The organism is Kitasatospora sp. NPDC087271 (assembly GCF_044744605.1).
GTDB lineage: Bacteria > Actinomycetota > Actinomycetes > Streptomycetales > Streptomycetaceae > Kitasatospora.
This window is the reverse complement of the sequence record NZ_JBIUYQ010000010.1, coordinates 232,902-252,472: the sequence shown is the minus strand read 5'-3', so window position 1 is coordinate 252,472 and position 19,571 is coordinate 232,902. Positions and strand designations below refer to the sequence as shown.

The 19,571-nt window shown below is 72.6% G+C and carries 18 protein-coding genes; 11 read left to right on the top strand and 7 right to left on the bottom strand.

From position 1 onward, the window contains the following. The first annotated feature begins 185 nt into the window (after window positions 1–185). Together ACIO9K_RS19520 and def are read left to right on the top strand one after the other, a co-directional pair. Complete coding sequence (locus ACIO9K_RS19520) at window positions 186–1,178, top strand: hypothetical protein (protein ID WP_363586975.1); 993 nt, start codon at window positions 186–188, stop codon at window positions 1,176–1,178. Window positions 1,179–1,261: 83 nt separating this feature from the next. Continuing rightward, window positions 1,262–1,906 (top strand): peptide deformylase, encoded by a 645-nt coding sequence (gene def / locus ACIO9K_RS19515; protein WP_363628646.1) that lies wholly within the window; start codon window positions 1,262–1,264, stop codon window positions 1,904–1,906. A 107-nt stretch (window positions 1,907–2,013) separates the two neighbouring features. Here def and ACIO9K_RS19510 read toward each other — a convergent pair whose 3' ends face one another. Beyond that, window positions 2,014–3,027, bottom strand: a complete 1,014-nt coding sequence (locus ACIO9K_RS19510; protein ID WP_400331351.1) for a LacI family DNA-binding transcriptional regulator — start codon at window positions 3,025–3,027, stop codon at window positions 2,014–2,016. Window positions 3,028–3,209: 182 nt separating this feature from the next. On the opposite strand from ACIO9K_RS19510, the gene ACIO9K_RS19505 reads away from it, so the two are divergent. From ACIO9K_RS19505 to ACIO9K_RS19465, 9 genes are all read left to right on the top strand, one after another. After that, a complete protein-coding gene (locus ACIO9K_RS19505; protein ID WP_363619358.1) occupies window positions 3,210–5,024 on the top strand; it encodes a glycoside hydrolase family 13 protein in 1,815 nt (604 codons plus the stop codon). After that, complete coding sequence (locus ACIO9K_RS19500; protein WP_363619357.1) at window positions 5,021–6,388, top strand: alpha/beta hydrolase-fold protein; 1,368 nt, start codon at window positions 5,021–5,023, stop codon at window positions 6,386–6,388. The genes ACIO9K_RS19505 and ACIO9K_RS19500 overlap by 4 nt, the downstream gene beginning before the upstream one ends. Window positions 6,389–6,474: 86 nt before the next feature. Continuing rightward, window positions 6,475–7,773: an extracellular solute-binding protein gene (locus ACIO9K_RS19495; protein ID WP_400331346.1), complete on the top strand. Its 1,299-nt coding sequence runs from the start codon at window positions 6,475–6,477 to the stop codon at window positions 7,771–7,773. Window positions 7,774–7,882: 109 nt separating this feature from the next. Further along, window positions 7,883–9,499: an ABC transporter permease subunit gene (locus ACIO9K_RS19490; protein ID WP_400331343.1), complete on the top strand. Its 1,617-nt coding sequence runs from the start codon at window positions 7,883–7,885 to the stop codon at window positions 9,497–9,499. Next, a complete protein-coding gene (locus tag ACIO9K_RS19485) occupies window positions 9,496–10,440 on the top strand; it encodes a sugar ABC transporter permease (RefSeq protein ID WP_400331340.1) in 945 nt (314 codons plus the stop codon). Before ACIO9K_RS19490 ends, ACIO9K_RS19485 begins: the two co-directional genes overlap by 4 nt. Before the next feature lie 290 nt (window positions 10,441–10,730). Then, entirely contained in the window at window positions 10,731–11,384 is a 654-nt protein-coding gene (gene cseB / locus ACIO9K_RS19480) for a two-component system response regulator CseB (RefSeq protein ID WP_400331384.1), read from the top strand. Between the two features lie 5 nt (window positions 11,385–11,389). Then, on the top strand, window positions 11,390–12,628 hold the full coding sequence (locus ACIO9K_RS19475; RefSeq protein ID WP_400331337.1) for a sensor histidine kinase: 1,239 nt from the start codon (window positions 11,390–11,392) through the stop codon (window positions 12,626–12,628). Window positions 12,629–12,760: 132 nt separating this feature from the next. After that, entirely contained in the window at window positions 12,761–13,516 is a 756-nt protein-coding gene (locus ACIO9K_RS19470; RefSeq protein ID WP_400331381.1) for an ABC transporter ATP-binding protein, read from the top strand. Window positions 13,517–13,546: 30 nt separating this feature from the next. Then, window positions 13,547–16,084 (top strand): ABC transporter permease, encoded by a 2,538-nt coding sequence (locus ACIO9K_RS19465; protein WP_400331334.1) that lies wholly within the window; start codon window positions 13,547–13,549, stop codon window positions 16,082–16,084. An 835-nt stretch (window positions 16,085–16,919) separates the two neighbouring features. Here ACIO9K_RS19465 and ACIO9K_RS19460 read toward each other — a convergent pair. The 6 genes from ACIO9K_RS19460 to ACIO9K_RS19435 all read right to left on the bottom strand — a co-directional run bounded on the left by ACIO9K_RS19460 (window position 16,920) and on the right by ACIO9K_RS19435 (window position 19,567). Continuing rightward, on the bottom strand, window positions 16,920–17,333 hold the full coding sequence (locus ACIO9K_RS19460; RefSeq protein WP_363619350.1) for a hypothetical protein: 414 nt from the start codon (window positions 17,331–17,333) through the stop codon (window positions 16,920–16,922). Window positions 17,334–17,409: 76 nt separating this feature from the next. Then, complete coding sequence (locus ACIO9K_RS19455; RefSeq protein WP_363586966.1) at window positions 17,410–17,646, bottom strand: DUF397 domain-containing protein; 237 nt, start codon at window positions 17,644–17,646, stop codon at window positions 17,410–17,412. Window positions 17,647–17,730: 84 nt separating this feature from the next. Continuing rightward, window positions 17,731–17,967, bottom strand: coding sequence for a hypothetical protein (locus tag ACIO9K_RS19450; protein ID WP_400331330.1), 237 nt, complete (start codon window positions 17,965–17,967; stop codon window positions 17,731–17,733). Window positions 17,968–18,028: 61 nt separating this feature from the next. Further along, window positions 18,029–18,862 (bottom strand): helix-turn-helix domain-containing protein, encoded by an 834-nt coding sequence (locus tag ACIO9K_RS19445; RefSeq protein WP_400331327.1) that lies wholly within the window; start codon window positions 18,860–18,862, stop codon window positions 18,029–18,031. Then, window positions 18,859–19,380 (bottom strand): DUF6879 family protein, encoded by a 522-nt coding sequence (locus ACIO9K_RS19440; RefSeq protein ID WP_400331324.1) that lies wholly within the window; start codon window positions 19,378–19,380, stop codon window positions 18,859–18,861. The genes ACIO9K_RS19445 and ACIO9K_RS19440 overlap by 4 nt, the downstream gene beginning before the upstream one ends. Beyond that, the gene (locus ACIO9K_RS19435; RefSeq protein WP_400331321.1) at window positions 19,364–19,567 is read right to left on the bottom strand and encodes a hypothetical protein; all 204 of its coding nucleotides are present in this window, start codon (window positions 19,565–19,567) and stop codon (window positions 19,364–19,366) included. Before ACIO9K_RS19435 ends, ACIO9K_RS19440 begins: the two co-directional genes overlap by 17 nt. Between the last annotated feature and the right edge of the window lie 4 nt (window positions 19,568–19,571).

The window sequence follows — 19,571 nt, the reverse complement described above, 5'->3', positions numbered from 1 at the left end:
GGGCGGGCAGGCTGGGTAGGGGCGGCCCCAACCTCGGCGGTGGGGAGCGCGGGCGGGGGCGGGCGTGGTTGGATGCGGTCGTAGCGTGGAACACCGACCCGGGGCACCGTGCCCCGGACCCCCGCGGAAGTGGATCCGGACGCGGCGGTACGGGACTTGAGCGGACGACGACGGCAGGGACGAACGTGAGGATCTTCCACCGGGCACGGCACCGGCCGTCCGCCACCTGGCGGCAGACGACCGACCGGGCCTTCACGCTGATCGGCGACGGCCGCTACGAGGACGCCGGCGCGCTGCTGGTGATGGCCGCCGACCTGGAGCCCTGGCTGTCCGACTCCTGGTTCAACCTCGCCCTGCTGCACAAGTTCCGCCGGGACTGGGAGCAGGCCCGCTCGGCCGGGCTGCGGGCCGTCGCCCTGCTGGACCGCGAGCACGGCGCCCCCGACTGGTGGAACCTCGGCATCACCGCGACCGCCTTGCAGGACTGGCCGCTGGCCCGCCGCGCCTGGCAGGCGTACGGGCTGAAGCTGCCCGGCGGCCCGGGCGGGCAGCAGGACGGCCCGGTCAGCCTGGACCTCGGCACCACCCCGGTGCGGCTCTCCCCGGACGGCGAGTCCGAGGTGGTGTGGGGCCGCCGGCTGGACCCGGCCCGGATCGAGGTGCTGTCCATCCCGCTGCCGTCCTCCGGCCGCCGCTGGGGCGAGGTGGTGCTGCACGACGGCGCCCCGCACGGTGAGCGGGTCACGGACGGGGTCGCCTACCCGGTGTTCGACGAGATCGAGCTGTGGGCGCCGTCCCCGGTGCCGACCTACGTGGTGCTGCTCCAGGCCGCCACGGCGGGGGACCGGGACGCGCTGGAGCGGGTGGTCGCGGACGCCGGCTACGCGGCGGAGGACTGGACGTCCTCGGTGCGGCTGCTCTGCCGGGCCTGTTCGGAGAGCCGGATGGCCGCGGACGACGGGAACACCGCCCACCACGACCCGCACGACGACGGCGACGCCGCTCACCCCGGACACCTCAGCCACCTCAGCCAGGGCGGGGAGGCCGGAATGTCCTGGCTGGTGGAGCGCGAGTGCGGGATCGCCGCGCCCGCCCTGCTGGTCCGCTCGCTGCTGGACCGCTGGGCCGCGTCCTCGCCCGGCACGCGGGCGTACCGCGATCTGGAAGAAGTCTGTTGAGCGCGCCGCTTACCCTTGAGCGGTGTACCCGGCGAGAGCCGAATACCTGGACCATTCTCGGAAGCGGAAGCGGATAAGCAGCGATGGCGGAGCAGCAGGACCACCAGCACGACCACGACCATGACCAGGAGTCGGCGGCCGACGAGGCCCCGCTGAAGGTGGTCGGCGAGCAGCCGGACCTCTCCAAGGGCACCGCGCGCCCGATCACCGTGGTGGGCAACCCGGTCCTGCACCGCGAGGTCAAGGACGTCACCGCGTTCGACGGTGAGCTGTCCGCGTTGATCGACGACATGTTCCAGTCGATGTACGCGGCCGAGGGCGTGGGCCTGGCGGCCAATCAGATCGGCGTGGACCTGAAGGTCTTCGTCTACGACTGCCCGGACGACGAGGGCGTGCGCCACGTCGGCCACGTGATCAACCCGACGCTGGAGGAGTACCCGGCGGACCGCCGGCGGGTGCTGGACGACAGCAACGAGGGCTGCCTGTCGGTGCCGGGCGCGTACGCCGAGCTGCCCCGCCCGGAGTACGCGGCGGTGACCGGCGTGGACAAGGACGGCCGGCCGATCCGGGTCGAGGGCACCGGCTTCTTCGCCCGCTGCCTGCAGCACGAGACCGACCACCTGTTCGGCACCCTCTACATCGACAAGCTGTCGAAGCGGGACCGCAAGGACGCGCTGAAGCAGATGGCCGAGGGCACCCCGCGGTACGCGACCGTGGCGAACGACTGACGAACCGCCGAGGGCCGGGGCGCGACGGGCGTCCCGGCCCTCGGCGTTCCCGCACGTGACGCTCCCGCTCCTGACGCCGCCGGTCGCGCCCTGCCGGTCGCGTCCCGTCAGCCGGGTGCCCGGCCGGTGGACTCGCGGGCGACCAGCTCCGGCGTGAACAGGTAGTCCCGGGCCCGCCCGCCGTGTCCCTCCAGCTGGCGCCACAGGGCCTCGGCGACCGCCGCGCCCATCTCCTGGATCGGCTGGCGCATGGTGGTCAGCGGCGGGTTGCTGTGGGCGGCCAGGTAGCAGTCGTCGTAGCCGACCACGGAGAGGTCGCCGGGCACCGAGCGGCCCGCCTCGCGGGCGGCCTGGGCGACGCCGAGGGCCATCAGGTCGCTGCCGGCGATGACCGCGGTGACGCCCGCGTCGAGCAGTTGGCGGGCGGCCGCGGCGCCGCCGGCGATCGAGTAGGAGGACTCGGCGTACCAGTCGGCGGGGGCGTCCTCGCCGAGCAGCTCGCGCATCGCCCGCCGGTAGCCGTCCAGCCGGTTGAGGGAGGGGCGCAGGTAGCCCTGGCCGCCGGCCAGGCCGATCCGGCGGTGGCCGAGTTCGCGCAGGTGGGCGACGGCGATCCGGGCGCCGATCGCCTCGTCGGTGGCGACCGTGGGCACGGCCAGGCCCTCGACCTTGCCGCTGACCAGCACCATCGGGATGCCGCGCTCGTGCAGCAGCCGGTAGAAGCCGTGGTCGGCGTGCGGGTTGGCGTGCCGGCCGGAGACCAGGACCAGTCCGGACACGCCCTTGCGGAGCAGGACGTCGATGTAGCCCAGCTCGGCGGTGCCCTGCCGGGTGGAGGTGCCGACCACGGCGGTCAGGCCGTGCTTGGCGAGCTGCACCTCGATCGCGGAGGCGAGCAGCGGGAAGACCGGGTTGTCGAGCTCGGGGACGACGATGCCGATCAGCGCGCCCTGGTGCGGGTCGTAGCCCTGGTCGGGCTGCCAGCCGAGTTCGCGCATGGCCTCGGCGACCTTGAGGCGGGTGTCGTCGGAGACGCCCGGCCGGTCGTTGATCACCCTGCTCACCGAGGCGGCGCTGACGCCTGCCCGGGCGGCGATGTCCCGTAGTGACGGGCCGCTCAATTGGTCCTCCCGACCTGGTCGAGCCTGCATCTTACAAATCCCCGGCCGTGGGCCAGCGAGGCTGGTGAAACAATCTTAGCAACGTATTGCGCAACAGTTTCATCGCCGTTACGGTTCCCTCGTCGGCCCCGGTAAGCGGAACGCCGCCTTCCATCAGTCTGTTCACCCGACCGAGGAGCTCCATGGACACGGCCAGCAGCCACCGCCTCGCCGCCCGCCACCAGCCGCACCACGACGGCTCCGCGCGGTACGTCGGCGACCTCGCGCCCCGGCTCGGGCAGCAGGTCGACCTGCTGGTCCGGATCCCGGCCGGACAGGAGGTGGAGCGGGTCTTCCTGCGCTCCGTCCCCGACGGCGAGCCGCACTTCGAGGCCGCCGTACCGGTGCCCGAACGCGCCGACGCCGACGCGACCTGGTGGCGGGCCCGCCTGGCGATGGTCAACCCGGAGATGAACTACCGGTTCTGGCTGCACACCCCCGACGGCGGGCGCTGGCTCACCGCCGCCGGCCTGCACGACCACGACCTGCCCGACGCCACCGACTTCCGCCTCACCACCCACCCGGCCCCGCCCGCCTGGACCGCCGACGCCGTGGTCTACCAGATCTTCCCGGACCGCTACGCCCGCGCCGGCGACGCACCGCTCGCCGCCTGGGCCCGCCCCGCCGACTGGGACACCCCGCTGCACACCGGCGACGCCGCCGCCCTCCAGCAGATGTACGGCGGCGACCTCTGGGGCGTGGTCCGCAGGATCGACCACATCCAGCGCCTCGGCGCCACCGTCATCTACCTCACCCCCTTCTTCGAGGGCCGCTCCAACCACCGCTACGACGCCGTCTCCTTCGACCGCGTCGACCCCGCGCTCGGCGGCGACGAGGCGCTCATCGCGCTCACCGCCGAGGCCCACCGGCGCGGCATCAAGGTCATCGGCGACATCACGCTCAACCACTCCGGCAGCGACCACGACTGGTTCCGCGCCGCGCAGCAGGACCCGCACAGCCCCGAGGCCGGCTTCTACTTCTTCGGCGAAGGCGGCCCGGACGACTACGCCACCTTCCTCGGCGTGCGCACCCTGCCGACCTTCGACCACCGCTCGCCCGAACTGCGCCGCCGCCTCTACGAGGGCCCCGACTCGGTGATCGCCAAGTACCTCAAGGCGCCGTTCCACCTGGACGGCTGGCGGGTCGACGTGGCACAGATGGCCGGCCGGCGCGGCGAGGTGGAGCTCAACCAGCGGGTCGCCACCACCACCGCGGCCACCGTCCGGGCCGCCAACCCCGACGCCGTCCTGCTCGCCGAGCACCAGCACGACGCCTCGCTCACCCTCAAGGGCGACGGCTGGCAGGGCACCATGAGCTACGCGGGCTTCACCCGCCCGGTGTGGTCCTGGCTCGCCGAGCGGCACGACCAGAAGGACTTCTGGGCGGTGCCCGGGCCGATCCCCGACTACGGCGGCGCCCAGGTGCGGGCCGTGATGACGGCGTTCGGCGCCGCCCTGCCCTGGCGCAGCCGGGTGCACAACCTCACTCTGCTGGACTCGCACGACACCGCCAGGTTCCGCAGCTTCGCCGGCCCCGAGCGCCAACTGCTGGGCGCGGCGCTGCTGTTCACCCTGCCCGGCACCCCGATGGTGTTCTCCGGCGACGAGGTCGGCGTCGAGGGCGAGGGCCTGGAGGAGGGCCGCAAGCCGTTCCCCTGGGACGAATCCGCCTGGGACCAGCACACCTACCGCACCTACCGCGAGCTGATCCGGCTGCGCCGCAGCCACAGCGCGCTCAGCGGCGGCGGGCTGCGCTGGCTGCTCGCCGAGCGCGACGTCCTGCTGTTCGAGCGCGAGGACGAGCGGGAGCGGATCCTGGTGCAGATCAGCCGGGCCGACCACCCGCCGGTGGCCGGCGAGTGGCACGCCACCCACCTGCTCGGCGGGCCCCAGCTCGTCCCCGGCCGCGACCTGCCCGCCGGGGGCCCGGCCGTGCACGTCTGGTCGGTGGCCCGATGAGCGCCGTGCGCACCACGGGGACTGCCGGGGCCGGCGTGCGCCGCGGCCGGATCGAGCGCATCCCCGGCTTCCGCTCCGAACTGCTCGGCAACGAGCGCGAGTTGCTCGTCCACCTGCCGCCCGGCTACGACGACGACCCGGGCGCCGACTACCCCGTGCTCTACCTCCAGGACGGCCAGCAGGTCTTCGACCAGGGGCAGCGACCCACCTGGGCGCTGGACCGGACGCTGGAGCAGCTGTACGCCGAGGGCCTGATCCCCGAGCTGATCGCGGTCGGCGTGCCCAACGCCGGCGTCGAGCGCGGCACCGAGTACTCGCACGTCGCCGAGTACTGGCGCACGCCCGGCACCCCGCTCAAGGGGCACCGCTACGAGGCGTTCCTCGCCGACGAGGTCAAGCCGTTCGTCGACGCCCGCTACCGGACCAGGACCGGGCCCGAGCACACCGCGGTGATGGGCTCCTCGATGGGCGGCCTGGTCGCCTACCACATGGCCTTCCGCCGCCCCGAGGTCTTCGGCCTGGCCGCCGTCCTCTCGCCGTTCCTCACCCACGTCGACCCGGCCGACCTCGGCGAGAAGGTGGTCCACGAGCGCTACCGGCGACGCGGCCCGCGCCGGCTCTGGCTGGACATCGGCGGCCGGGAGGGCCTGATCATGGCCAGGCCCGCCCGCGAGCTGGCCGTCCAACTGCTCGACGAGGCCGGCTACACCTCCGGCGCGGACCTCCTCTACTACGAGGACCCGGCCGCGCCGCACCACGAGGACGCCTGGCGACCCCGTTCCCGGCACGCGCTGCTGCACCTCTTCGGCGACCCCTCGCCGGTCGTCTCGCTCAGCGCCGCCGAGCGGCTGCGGCTCGCCCCCGGCGAGACCTGGAGCGCCGTCAACCCGGTCGCCGTCCGGGCCGACGGCGTGCGGTACACCGCCCTGGAGGCCGAATACCGGGTGGAGCGGCCCGAGGTCGCGGCCGTCTCGCCGCACGGGCTGCTGCGCCCGCTGGCCACCGGGCGCACCGCGCTGACCGTCCGGGCGCACGGGCTGGCCGCGCACTCCGAGATCGAGGTGGCGCCCGAACTGCCCGCGCGGCCCGTCCTGGAGGTGGTCGTCACCGTCCCGGACGGCACCCCCGACGACGCGCCGGTGATGTTCGGCCCGCTGCCCTGCCGCCCCGACGGCCCCGGGCGCTTCCGCGGCCGGATCGCCGTCCCGCGCGGCACCGGCTTCGACGGCGGCATCTCGCGCGGGTGGGGCCTGGACGCCGTCGACGAGGACGGCCTGCGGGTGATGCACCCGCTGACGGTCGAGCGCGACACCCGCCTCGACCTCACCGTCGACCGCTGGCACCGGCCGGTGGACGGCATCTGACCCGCCGCCCCTCCTCGGGGCCCCGGCCCTTCCCGGGGCTCCGGTCCCTCCCATCCCTCCCAGCCCAGACGAAGGAGTCTCGGACGATGCGTTACCGCAGACACGCCGCCCTCGGCGTCCTCGCCCTGCTGGTCACGGCCTGCGGCGGCACCTCGCCCGCCGGCACCTCGCCCGCCGGCGCCCCGTCCGGGAGCGGGTCGCCGGCGGGGGACTCGATGACCGCCCCGCCGATCGCCGGCCCGGAGGGCGACCTGGTGATCTGGGCGCAGACCCAGCAGGCCGCCGCCCTGCAGCCGCTCGCCGACCGGTTCGCCAAGGAGCACGGGGTCAAGGTCACCGTCGCCCCGCAGTCCGTCAACACCCAGCAGGCCTACGTCTCGGCCACCAACGCGGGCAAGGGACCGGACCTGGTGGTCGGCGCCTCCGACTGGCTGGGCAACCTGGTGCAGAACGGCGTCGTCGCGCCCGTGCCGCTGACGCAGGCGCAGAAGGCCCAGTTCCAGCCCGCCGCGATGGAGGCCGTCAGCTACGACGGCCGGCCGTACGGGCTGCCGTACGCGACCGAGAACCTGGTGCTGTTCCGCAACACCGAGCTCGCGCCGGACGCCCCCGGCACCTTCGAGGACCTGGCCGCCACCGGGCAGGACGCCGTCAAGGCCGGGAAGAGCGACGTCCCGCTCGCCCTGCCGATCGGACAGCAGGGCAACGCGTACGCCCTGCAGCCGCTGTTCACCTCGGCCGGCGGCTACCTGTTCGGCGCCAAGGCGGACGGCGGCTACGACACCGCCGACCTCGGCGTCGGCGGCCCGGGCTCGATCGCCGCCGGCGAGCTGTTCAAGCAGTACGGCGAGAAGGGCGCCGGGCTGTTCAACCGCTCGGTGGACACCAACGCCATCGCGCTGTTCACCGGGCGCAGGACGCCGTTCCTGGTGGCCGGACCGTGGGCGCTCGGCCAGCTCAAGCAGGCCGGGGTGCCCTACGCGATCTCGGCCGTGCCCGGGTGGGCGGGCAAGGGCCCGGCCCGCCCGTTCATCGGGGTGCAGAGCTTCTACCTCTCCGCCAAGGCCAGGAACCTGCCGCTGGCCCAGGAGTTCCTGCTGCGCGAGATCGGCGCCGAGGAGGGCCAGCTGGCGCTCTACCAGGCCTCGCCGGAGCCGCCCGCGCTGACCTCCGCACTCGCCGAGGCGTCCGCGAACGACCCGGACATCGGCTCCCTCGCGGCGGCCGGGGCGGGCGGCCAGCCGCTGCCGACGATCCCCGCGATGAACGCGATCTGGGGGCCGCTCGGCCAGGCCGAGGCCAGCATCGTGGCCGGTGCCGACCCGGCCGCGACCATGCGGCAGGCCGGCGACGCGATCCGCACCGCCCTCGGCTCCGCGCACTGAACACCCGTCGGGCCCGCCCGCCGGGCCCTCGCGTGCCGAGCCCCCCGGCACGCGCGCCGACACCCGGACGGCCACCACCGCCGGGCGCCCTCCGGACCAGGGACCACCCATGACCTCCCCCACCCTTCAGGACAGCAGGCGCCCGGCCGACCGATCCGCCGGCGCCCCGGACCGCCCTCCCGCCCGCCCGCCCCGCCGGGCGGGCGCCGCCACCGCGCAGCTGGTGAAGATCGCCCTGCTGGCCGGCGTCGCCGCCCTCGCCCTCTACGCGGCGCCCAGGCTGTACGACGACGGGCAGTGGGCCGCGCTCGGCGTACTGGCCGCGGCCGTCGGCGCGACGTTCTGGATCTACCTGTCGCCGCGCCGGCTGCCCGCCAAGTACCTGCTGCCCGCCACCGCGCTCTTCCTGGCCTTCGTGGCCTACCCCGTGCTGTACATCGTCGCGGTCTCCTTCACCGACTACGGCGACGGCCACCTGCTCACCAAGGACCAGGCGGTGCGCAGCCTCGTCGAGCACTCCGTCGAGCCCGCCCCCGGCAGCCCCTCGTACGCGCTCACCATCGCCACCGGCCCGGACGGCGGCCCGCTGGTGCTGCTGCTCACCGACCCGGACACCGGGCAGGTCTCGGTCGGCACCGCGCGCGGCCTGGCCCCCGCCCCCGCCGGGACGGTGACCGGGCCGGACGGCCGGGTGAAGGCCGCGCCCGGGCTGAAGCTGCTCACCTTCGGCCAGGTCAACGGCCGGTCCGGCGAGCTGACGGACCTCCGGGTGCCGGTGGACGGCGGGTTCATCGTCAGCCAGGGCCTCTCGATGGCCACCGCGGCACGGCCCACCCTGGTGTACGACCGGCAGGCCGACACCCTGACCGACACCCGCGACCACACCGTCTACCAACCCCGGGACGGCCGGTTCACCGCCGCCGACGGCTCCGGGCGGACCCTGCCCACCGGCTGGCACCGCACCGTCGGCTTCGCCAACTTCACCGCCGTGCTCACCAGCCCCGCCATCCGCGGGCCCTTCCTCGGCGTCCTCGCCTGGACCTTCGGCTTCGCCCTGCTCTCCACCGGCGCGTCCTTCGCCCTCGGCCTCGGCCTGGCGCTCACCCTGCACCACCCGCGGCTGCGCGGGCAGCGGGTCTACCGCTCGCTGATGCTGCTGCCGTACGCGATGCCCGCGTTCATCGGCATCCTGATCTGGCAGAGCATGTACAACCGGGACTTCGGGCTGCTCAACCAACTGCTGCACGCCAGGGTCGACTGGCTGGGCGACGCCTGGAACGCCCGGTTCGCGGTGGTGCTCACCAGCCTCTGGCTCGGGTTCCCCAACATGCTGCTGATCTGTACGGGCGTGCTGCAGGCGATGCCCGCCGAACTCAACGAGGCCGCCCGGATCGACGGCGCCGGGCCGTGGACGGCGTTCCGGGCGGTCACCTTCCCGCTGCTGCTGGTCGCCGCCGCGCCGGTGCTGATCTCGTCCTTCGCCTTCAACTTCAACAACTTCAACGCGATCCAACTGCTCACCGGCGGCGGGCCGTTCGACGGCGCGGGCGGCACGGCCGGATCCACCGACATCCTGATCAGCTACACCTACCGGCTGGCCTTCGGCGGGCAGGGCGCGCAGTACGGCTTCGCCGCCGCGCTGTCCATCGTCATCTTCCTGCTGGTCGGGCTGATCACGCTGGTGGGCTTCCGTCGCACCCGCGCCCTGGAGGAGCTGAACGCATGACCGCCACCCCTGCCCCTGCCCCTGCCCCCGCCTCTGCCCCCGCCCCTGCCCCCGCCCCCGCCCCTGCCCCCGCCCCTGCCGTCTCCACTGCCGCCCGCTGGCTGCGCCGCTTCGGCTGGCGGCACCTGATCGCCGTGCTCGCCGTCTGCTTCGCGCTGTTCCCGCTGCTGTTCGTGCTGTCCGCGGCGCTGAACCCGCTCGGCACGCTCCAGTCGTCCACGCTGCTGCCCCGGCACGCCTCGCTCGCCAACTTCACCGCGCTGTTCACCAGCGGGCAGTACCCCTTCGCCCGGTGGCTGGGGAACACGGCGCTGGTCTGCGGCACCTTCGCGGTGCTGAACGTGCTGCTCGGGGTGCTGGCCGCGTACGCCTTCTCGCGGTTCCGCTTCCGGGGCCGGCGGATCGGGCTGATGGCGGTCTTCCTGGTGCAGATGTTCCCGCAGTTCCTCGCGGTGATCTCGCTCTACCTGATGTTCGCCAAGATCGGGGACGTCCTGCCGGCGATCGGCCTGGACACCCCATGGGGCCTGGTGCTGGTCTACCTCGGCGGCGCGATGGGAGTGAACACCTGGCTGATGAAGGGCTACCTGGACACCATCCCGCGCGAGATCGACGAGGCCGCCAAGGTGGACGGCGCCGGGCACGCGCAGATCTTCTTCCGGCTGATCCTGCCGCTCGCCGCGCCGATGCTGGTGGTGATCTCGATCCTGTCGCTGACCGCCGCGCTCAACGACGTGATCCTGGCGAACATCTTCCTGACCTCGAACGACTCCAAGACCGTCGCGGTCGGCCTCTACGGGATCATCTCCGGCCAACAGGACCAGAACTACGGGCTGTTCGCGGCCGGGGCGCTGGTGACCTCGCTGCCGGTGATCGTCGTCTACCAGTTCCTCCAGCGCTACCTGGCCCAGGGCCTGACCGCCGGGTCGGTCAAGGGGTGACCGGTGGCGGGTGCGGCGGGGGGTTCGTCGGCGGGTTTGTATCCGCCGGGTATCAGGGAGCGCTCGGCCGGCCGTCGATGCGGGCGAGGAGGCCGATGCGTCCGGTATCTGCCGTATCGTGCCCTTGTCCGCCGCTGCCGTTTGCCACCGCCCACCGTGCGTCGCCGCCCACCGCCCACCGCCCACCGCCCACCGCCCGCAGCCGTCCGAGCAGGAGCCGTTCGCCCGTGTCCTCGCCCGCGCCGCCCCCGCACCCCGTCCGCGTGCTGCTGGTCGAGGACGACGAGCTGATGCGCCGCTCCTTCACCGTCGCGCTGGAACGCTACGGCTACGGGATGAGCGCCGCGGCGGACGGCCTCACGGCGCTGGAACTGTTCCGGGACGAGCAGTTCGACCTGCTGATCCTGGACGTGATGCTGCCCGGCCTGGACGGGATCGGCCTGTGCCGCAGGGTCCGGGAGACCAGCCTGGTGCCCGTCCTGATGATGTCCGCGCGCGGCGACGGCCTCGACGTCGTCGCCGGCCTGGAGGCCGGGGCGGACGACTACGTGGTCAAGCCCGTGGACACGTACGTGCTGGTGGCGCGCATCCGCTCGCTGCTGCGGCGGGCGACGTACGCGCCACCCGCCCCGGCGCCCTCGCCCGGAGCCGCCGACGGGGACGTCCTGGTGTTCGGGGACCTCACCGTCGACACCGCCGGAATGGAGGTGTCCGTCGGCGGGGCGCCGGTGGCGCTGACCCCGACCGAGCTGAAGCTGCTGCTGGAGTTCGCCGCCCACCCCGGCGTCGTGCTGGAGCGGCACACCCTGCTGCGCAACGTCTGGGAGTACGGCTGGGACGGCGACAGCCGGGTCGTGGACCTGTGCGTGCAGCGGCTGCGCCGCAAGCTCGGCCGGGAGCGGATCGAGACGGTCCGCGGCTTCGGCTACAAGCTCAGGCGCTGAGAGCGGTGCACACGATTCCCCGGCCGGCCCGCGCCCCCCTGCGCTGGAAGATCGCCGCGCTGGCCGCCGCCACCGCCTGCCTCGTCGCGGCGGCGGTCGGAGTGCTGGTGCACCTGTGGACGGCGCACGACATCCGCAGCCGGGCCGAGGCGCAGGCCTTCAACGCCGTCTACTCGGCCATGGACGTCTACCGGCGCACCGGATCGCTGGCGGACGGCGCCGAACTCGACCCCGTCGACCTGCCCGCCGCCCTGCGCCACCCGGTCGACGGCGAACGGCACACGGCCTACGACGGGCACGCCGAAGGGAACTCGGGCCCGAGCTACTGGGCCGCCCAGCGCACCGGCGGGCCCGGCAGCCCCGTCCTCGCCATCCGGGTCAACCTGGCACCGCAGCTCTCCGACCTGCCCCGTCTGGACGTGGCGATGGCGGTGGCCTCGCTGGTCGCGCTCGCCGCGGCCACACCGGCCGCGGTCTACGGGGCCGGGCTGCTCGCCCGCCGGCTGCGGCGGGTCGCCGAGACGGCCGGCCGGATCTCCGCCGGGGACCTCGACGCCCGGACCGGGCCCACCAAGGGCGGCGACGAAGTCGCCGACATCGCGGCGACGGTGGACCTGATGGCCGACAGCCTCGGCCGACGACTGCGCTCCGAACGGCAGTTCACCGCGGACGTGGCGCACGAGCTGCGCACGCCGGTCGGCGGACTGCTGGCCGCCGTCGACCTGCTGCCGGCGGGCGAGACCGAGGACCTGATCCGGGCGCGGGTGCGGGACCTGCGCGATCTGGTCGAGGACCTGCTGGAGATCTCGCGGCTGGACGCCGGGGCGGAGGAGGTGGCGCGGGCCCGGGTGCCGCTCGCGGCCGTCGTCCGGGAGGCCGCGCTGCGCACCGGGTACGAGGCCGAGATCGCCGTGGCGGCGGAGCTGACGGTGGAGACCGATCCGCGGCGGCTGGAGCGGATCGTCGGCAACCTCGTCGTCAACGCGCACCGGCACGGGGCCGCCCCCGTCCTGGTCACCGTCCAGGACCGTACGGTCGTCGTGCGCGACCGCGGCCCCGGCTTCCCGCCGGACCTGCTGCGCCACGGCCCGCGGCGCTTCCACACCGGCGCCGCCGAGCGCGGCACGGGCCACGGACTGGGGCTGACCATCGCGTTGGGGCAGGCCCGGCTGCTCGGCGCGGAGCTGCGCCTCGACAACGCGGAGGACGGCGGCGCGGTGGCGACTCTGCGGCTGCCGGGCTGACCGCCTCGGTTGCTACCGGACTGCAGCCGAGCGGAGCGGTCGTCGATACACGGCGGCGCAGGGGCCTGATACGTGCTCCGGACACCCTTCGAAGTGCACCGACTCGCACCTCGGACAGGAGCCCCTCCCGTGATCGCCAACCGCCTTGCCCTGCACGCGACCCCCGGGGTCGCGGCCGCCGTCGTCGACCTGACGAAGACCTACGGCCACGGTGACACCAGGGTCACCGCCCTGGACCGGGTCAGCGTGGCCTTCCGGGAGGGCGAGTTCACCGCGATCATGGGCCCGTCCGGCTGCGGCAAGTCCACCCTGATGCACTGCGCGGCCGGGCTCGACACCCCCACGTCGGGGTCGGTGCGGATCGGCACGACGGAACTGGGCAGCCTGGGCGACCGGGAGCTCACCCGGCTGCGGCGGGACCGGGTCGGCTTCATCTTCCAGGCGTTCAACCTGCTGCCCACCCTGACCGCGCTGGAGAACATCACGCTCCCGCTGTCGTTGGCCGGGCGGACGCCGGACCGGCAGTGGCTGGACCGCGTGGTGTCGATGGTCGGGCTCTCCCGGCGCCTCGACCACCGGCCGGCCGAGCTGTCCGGCGGGCAGCAGCAGCGCGTCGCGGTCGCCCGGGCGCTGGTCGCGCGGCCCTCGATCGTGTTCGGCGACGAGCCGACCGGCAACCTCGACTCGCAGTCCGGGGCCGAGGTGCTCGGCTTCCTGCGGGACTCCGTCAGGGAACTGGGGCAGACGGTGGTCATGGTGACCCACGACCCGGTGGCCGCCGGGTACGCGGACCGGGTGGTGTTCCTGGCCGACGGGCGGCTGGTCGACGAGATGGCGCACCCGACGCCGGACCGGGTGCTGGACGTCATGAAGTCCTTCGCGGGCTGACCCGCACCCCCCGACTCTCGAAAGCTGATCATGCTGACCACAGCCCTGCGCAACGTCCTGGCGCACAAGGCCCGGCTGCTCATGACCGTCCTCGCGGTCTGCCTCGGCGTCGCCTTCGCCTCCGGCACCCTCGTCTTCGCGGACTCGACCGCCGCCGCCCACCGGGCGGCCGCGTCCCGCACCTTCGCCGACATCGCGGTCAGCGTCACCGCGAAGGAGTCCCCTGCCGCCCCCGACCAGCCGAACGTGTTGACGGACGAGTTGGCGCGCCGGATCGCGGACGTGCCCGGCGTCGCGGCGGTACGGTCGTCGGTCGAGGGGAGCGCCACGTTGAACGCGGCCGACGGCAGGCCGCTGCGGGTCAAGCGGGGGACGAACCTCGCGGACGCCTACGTCCCGGGGCGCGACGGCGAGGACGCCCGCTACCCCGTGGTCGAGGGGCGTGCTCCGGCCGGTGCCGACGAGATCGCCGTCGACCGGGGTACCGCGGCGGCGGGCCGGTACCGGGTGGGCGACCCGGTCACGCTCGCCACGGACGGCCCGGCCCTCACCGCGCGGCTGGTCGGCATCGTGACCACCACGGACACCCGGGTCACGGCCGGCGGTACGCTCACCCTGTTCGACCGGGCCACCGCGCAGCGGCTGTTCGCAACTCCCGGGCACTACACCAGCCTTGAGGTCTCCGCCGGGCCGGGCGCCGGCCAGTACGAGCTGGCGGAGCGGATCGCCGCCGTCCTGCCGCCCGGCCGGGCCGAAGTCACCACCGGACAGGCGCAGGCGAACCAACAAGCCGTCTACGTCGGCACGTTGACCCGGGGCTACCAGAAGCTGCCGATGGTCTTCGCCGGGGTGTCGCTGTTCATCGGCTCGTTCCTCGTGGTCAACACCTTCACCATGCTCGTCGCCCGGCGCACCCGGGAGATCGCCCTGCTGCGGGCGGTCGGCGCGACCCGGCGCCAGGTGGTGCGCTCGCTGCTGGCCGAGGCGGTGCTGGTCGGGGTCGTCGCGTCGGTGGTGGGGTTCGTCCTCGGGCTCGGCATCGCGGCCGTGCTGCCCGGGCTGTTGAGTGGCGAGGGCGGCCGGCTGCCGGAGGGGCCGTTGGTCATCGGGCCCCGGCCGGTGGCGGCAGCCCTGTTCGTCGGGGTCGGCGTGACGGTGTCGGCCGCCTGGCTGCCGTCGCGCAGGGCGGCGCGGATCGCGCCGATCGAGGCGCTGCGGGCGGCGGCCGCGCAGCCGGGCGGGCGCTCGCGGCTGCGTCCGATCGTGGGGGTGGGGCTGCTCGTCCTCGGCGTCGGCTGGCTGGTCGCGCTCGCGGGTGCGGCGAAGGACGCCTCCGAGGCGAATCTGCGGAGTGCGATGGCGGGTTGCGGGCTCCTGGTCGTCGCCCTGATCGTGCTGGCACCGACGCTCGCCGTCCCGGTGATCCGGCTGACGGGCCGCCTCACCCGGCGGTTCGGCGTCGTCGGCCTGCTGGCCCGGCAGAACGCGCTGCGCGACCCCCGGCGCACGGCGGCGACCGCCGCCACGCTGCTGATCAGCACGGCGCTGGTCAGCGGGCTCGCCACCATCGGCAGCTCCACCGGACAGGCCCTCGACCGGCAGACGGCGGACGGCCTCGCCGCCGACTACGTGATCAGCACCGGCGACACCATGACCGGCATCGACCCGGCGGCCGTGCAGCGGGTGGCCGGTCTTGCGGGGGTGCGCGGCGCGAGCGCGGTCGCGGACTCCACGGTGGTCATCGGCGGCAAGGTCCGTGAGATCTCCGGCATCGACCCCGTCTCTGTTGAACAGGCCGTGAAGCTCGACTTCGTGAGCGGTTCCGTGCAGGACCTCGGGCCCGGCCGGATCGCCGTCTCCAGCAGCGTCGCCCGGGAGACCGGGGTGAGCACGGGCGGCCAGGTCAACGCGCGGATGGGCCGGAGCGGGGAGTTCACCAAGTACACCGTGGTGGGTGTCTACCAGGACAACCCCACCGCCCACGACGCGGTCGGCGCCCGGGGCGAGGTGCAGAAGAACGGCTTCAAGCCCGGCTCCGTCCAGCGGATCCTGGTCCGGGGCGACGGCTTGTCCGGGGACGGGCTGCGGGCCGCCGTCGGCAACAACCCGCTGCTGAAGGTGCAGGACCGGGCCGAGCTGGTGCGGGAGGCGGCGGGGACGATGGGCGACCTGCTGACGCTGATGTACGGGCTGCTCGGCATCGGCGTCGTGATCGCCGCGCTCGGCATCGTCAACACCCTGGCCATGTCCGTCACCGAACGGACGCGTGAGATCGGCGCCCTGCGCGCCATCGGCATGGATCGCGCGGGCATCCGTCGCATGATCCGCCTGGAGGCCGTGACGGTCGCGGCGTTCGGCACCCTGCTCGGCCTGGCGGGCGGGCTGTTCGGCGCCTGGGCGGTCGGGGCGCTGGCGGGCGGCGCGGTCAAGCAGTACGCGCTGGTGCTGCCCGGGGGCACGCTCGCGCTCGTCTGCCTGGCGTCCCTCACGATCGGCGTCCTCGCCGCCGCCGTCCCCGCCCGCCGGGCCGCCGCCCTCAGCCCGCTGGAAGCGGTCGCGGAGGTGTGACCGGTCGATCGCCCTGTCCCCGCCCGGTGCGAACGCCGGGCGGGGACCATCAGCGTCGCGGCCGGGACAGGGCGATCGGGTCGTCCGGGTCCTCGATGTGGTCGCTCACTGGCCCCGAGACGGTGAAGGAACGTTGAGGCCTGGGTCCGCGGGATCGGTTGCTGGTGGTCGTGGTGGCCGTGCAGGGACCCTGCGCTCACCATTCCTCCGGAAGTCTCGTGCAGGCGGGACCGGCATCAGTGTCTTCCCCCGCAGGCCTGGCCGGTACCGGAGCCGTCACGAGAGTCCTGAGCTGGTGTTCCTTCCCGGCGAAGATTGACCGGCTTGTCCGTCTCAGCAAAGGTTGACCAGGCGTTGCTATGGCCCTGCAACCTACACAGCCCTCACAAGAGAGCCCAATGCCTGAACTTCCCGCCACACGCCGCATCACCCTCCACCTACCCGCCGACCTCGTCGACTGGCTCCACGAGTTCGCCGAGATCTCTCACCGATCCGTTGACGAGGTGGTCCGGCCACTGATCGAGGCGGAGAAAGCCCGCTTCGATGCAAACTGGGATCGGACGTCACCAGGGCCTGGTTAGAGTCGAGGAGCGCCACGACCAGCAGCTCGACGCCCACACGCGACCGGTTGGCAGCCGCTCCTTCGTCGTGTGCGGGTCGGGCGCCATGTACCAGACGATGGAGGGCCGTTGGGGCTGCGCCTCTTGTGGCTCCACCTGGGCCTGAGACAGCGAGAAGGGCCAAGGAGCATGCCGATCTGTGCGGAGTGCCGCACCGCTGAGGCGGTCATCAAGGACCTGGACGTCGGGTGACTGGCCTGGCCGGCGATCGCTCATCAGGCTGACGGCCGGGCAGCGGGTCGGATCGGGCACGGGATGTCCGGCCAGATCCGGTTGGGGCACACGACCACGTAGTGGCCCGACCAGCGGCTGTCGGACACCCAGCGGGACCAGACGACGTCCGAGGCGCCCTCCAACTGCTCAACCGCGCGGAGTCGCCGTGCCTCCAAGGGAAGTTGGGGGTCGCCGCCAGGAGTGTGTTCCTCGTACCGTTCCGCAAGCCAGTTGGCTGCGCCTGCCGCCGTCTCCCAGGTGCCCCGCACCTGGGCGGCCGGGCGCAGTAGCCACCAGCCGGTCATCATCGGCGGGAATTCCGAGAGGCCGAACCGTGCGGCCTCGATCGGGCGACGCTCCGGCTCCTTCGCCAACAGCCGGCCGTCACCGGTCCACTCGTAGCCGTGGAAGTGCAACTGTGCTTCTCCTCGGAGACGTTGAAGCCCCGGCCGCCCGCACGGGACTGCGGGCGGCCGGGGCTGTCAGGGGACTTCAGACGGACAGGCCGAACCGCGCCGGGTCGATTCCGGCCTCGGTCAACTCCTCGGCGGTGAACAGCAACGGTTCGCGGTCGGGACGCTTGCTGTCGCCGAGGGCGAAGACGCCGTGCTCGACCAGGCCGAGGGTCACGCACGACTCGCCGTCGTCGCCCCCGCCCTGGTTGCCGCCGCACGCACGGTTGAACTCGACCTGGGAGAGGTCGAGTCCGTACAGGTTGCGCTCAGTCATCGCCTGCACCTTCCGGTATCGCTTCGGGGCAGCACGGAACGGCCCCGCCCCGCCCAGGACTTGGGCGGGAGAACGAGGGGGAGTTCAGCCCCACAGGCTGATGCGGGTGGTGAGCTGGTCGGCCGGTACCTGGCGCGACTTGGCGTCCGGATCGAACAGCGGCCGGACCAGCGCCCGGCCGTCCTGGGCGCCCACGATTTCGACCAGACACCCGGTCGTCAGGTCCTTCCGGACCGGATTGTTGTCGATCCGCTCCATGAGTTCCGCGTGCGTACGGCGGCGTGTGGTGCCGGTCGGCTGTGCGAAACCGTCAGTGGGCATGGAGCGCTCCTGTGGCTCTCGAATCATTTCGGCGAGTCACCAAATTACCGGGGCGTTGGGGTTATTCCCGCGCACTTTCCTGATCCCGCAAGAACTCGTCCCGGACGGTCCCAGCCAGATGTCGCATGGCGTCTCCAGCAAGAGCTTTCAGTTCGAATCGGCCAAACCGCTCCAGGTATAGCTCCACATCTTTCGGCTCGCTGGTGGTGATCTCCGCATGAGGGATCTCCACGATCACCATCCGGTTGTCGTAGATGGCGAATGATGAGGATGGTGCTTCCGTCATGTGAGCTGAGAGCGGTACTACGCCGATCCAGACGTTCGGGAGGCGAGAAAGAGCGATAAGTCGGTCCAGCTGGACGGCCATTTCGGGTGGGGAGATAAGTCGCCAGCGCAGTACCGATTCGGTGATCAGGTAGCGAAATGACTTGGCGGACTCGAAAAGTACGGCTTGGCGCTGGATTCGGGCACCGATGGTCCGGGAAAGCACTTCCTCGGTCAGGCCCTTTGTGCTGAGGATTGCCCGGACGTACTCCGGCGTTTGGCACAGGCCAGGGATGCAGGACGGCTGGAAGATCCGTTGAACGACCGTTTCGGCTTCTACGGCGCGGATGGCGTCCTGGTGCAAGTGGAAGCCGCTGCGGCGGTACAGGCGCCATGCTGTAGCCTCTGTGGCTTCTCTCCGGGCCGTCTCGACCAGTCCGGCTCGGACTTCATCGGATACCCCGATCGCCGTGAGGATGCGGTCAACATCCATGGCCGTCGGAGCGATCTTCCCCGTCTCGATACGGCTCAGCTTGGACGCGGACATGGCAGCGCTGCGGGCTACTGCTTTGGCCTCTTTCCCGCTGGCCTTTCGCAGCTCCCGCAGCGTGCTACCGATACTGCCTTTCACCTGCTTCCGTACCGCTCCCACCAGCCCGTGAACGGTTCGGCGTGACTCAGCGCCGCATCTCGCCAGTGAATCCACTTCTTCACGTTGGGCTCATCCTCTGCACCGAGGAAACCGCCCTCGTTGTCGTAGGTCATCGAAACGGTCGTGGACTCGTCGAACAACCAGAAGTCGGGAACGCCTTCGATGGGGTTTGGCTTCTCCGTGATGTCGAGGATGAAGAACTCTTCACCAGCGGTGGTGTTCGTCCGGTAGCCCCAGCCCAGTTCGAATTGGAGATACGGGGTGAGCGGCCGGGTCAGGATGTGAACGCGGTACATCCTGCGGCCGGCAGTGGTGTTCCGCCGGACCTGCGTCAGCCAGGCGGCGTTGTAGTCGGCGGGCTGAGGTTCCCCGGCCAAGAAGGCCTGATAGGCGTCGACGCTGCCGGACTTGCTGTAGTCGTCCAGCGTCTCCAGCCGGAACGCTTCCCGCTGGAAGCCGTCGAAGAGTGCGCCGAAGGCGTCAGGAGAGATGGTCACGGGCAACCCTCACCAGGAGGTCGATCGGGATACGTACGGCTGTTTCGGTGTCCGGCAACTGCATCGTGGCCAGGGCTTCCGGGTCGTCCACCCGGAAGCCCTGGACGACCAGTTCCCCGGTGTCGGTGGCGTAGATCGTCGGGCAGGGCCCGTTGTCGCAGGAGCTGTCCAGTTCGGTCAGCTTCATGGCT

Excerpts from the sequence above, each read along its gene's own strand:
- ACIO9K_RS19435 (WP_400331321.1), bottom strand. The coding sequence starts at position 19,567 with ATGAAGCTGACCGAACTGGACAGCTCCTGCGACAACGGGCCCTGCCCG.
- ACIO9K_RS19450 (WP_400331330.1), bottom strand. The coding sequence starts at position 17,967 with ATGCCCACTGACGGTTTCGCACAGCCGACCGGCACCACACGCCGCCGT.
- def (WP_363628646.1), top strand. The coding sequence starts at position 1,262 with ATGGCGGAGCAGCAGGACCACCAGCACGACCACGACCATGACCAGGAG.
- ACIO9K_RS19455 (WP_363586966.1), bottom strand. The coding sequence starts at position 17,646 with ATGACTGAGCGCAACCTGTACGGACTCGACCTCTCCCAGGTCGAGTTC.
- cseB (WP_400331384.1), top strand. The coding sequence starts at position 10,731 with ATGCGCCGCTCCTTCACCGTCGCGCTGGAACGCTACGGCTACGGGATG.
- ACIO9K_RS19465 (WP_400331334.1), top strand. The coding sequence starts at position 13,547 with ATGCTGACCACAGCCCTGCGCAACGTCCTGGCGCACAAGGCCCGGCTG.
- ACIO9K_RS19505 (WP_363619358.1), top strand. The coding sequence starts at position 3,210 with ATGGACACGGCCAGCAGCCACCGCCTCGCCGCCCGCCACCAGCCGCAC.
- ACIO9K_RS19485 (WP_400331340.1), top strand. The coding sequence starts at position 9,496 with ATGACCGCCACCCCTGCCCCTGCCCCTGCCCCCGCCTCTGCCCCCGCC.
- ACIO9K_RS19500 (WP_363619357.1), top strand. The coding sequence starts at position 5,021 with ATGAGCGCCGTGCGCACCACGGGGACTGCCGGGGCCGGCGTGCGCCGC.
- ACIO9K_RS19490 (WP_400331343.1), top strand. The coding sequence starts at position 7,883 with ATGACCTCCCCCACCCTTCAGGACAGCAGGCGCCCGGCCGACCGATCC.
- ACIO9K_RS19495 (WP_400331346.1), top strand. The coding sequence starts at position 6,475 with ATGCGTTACCGCAGACACGCCGCCCTCGGCGTCCTCGCCCTGCTGGTC.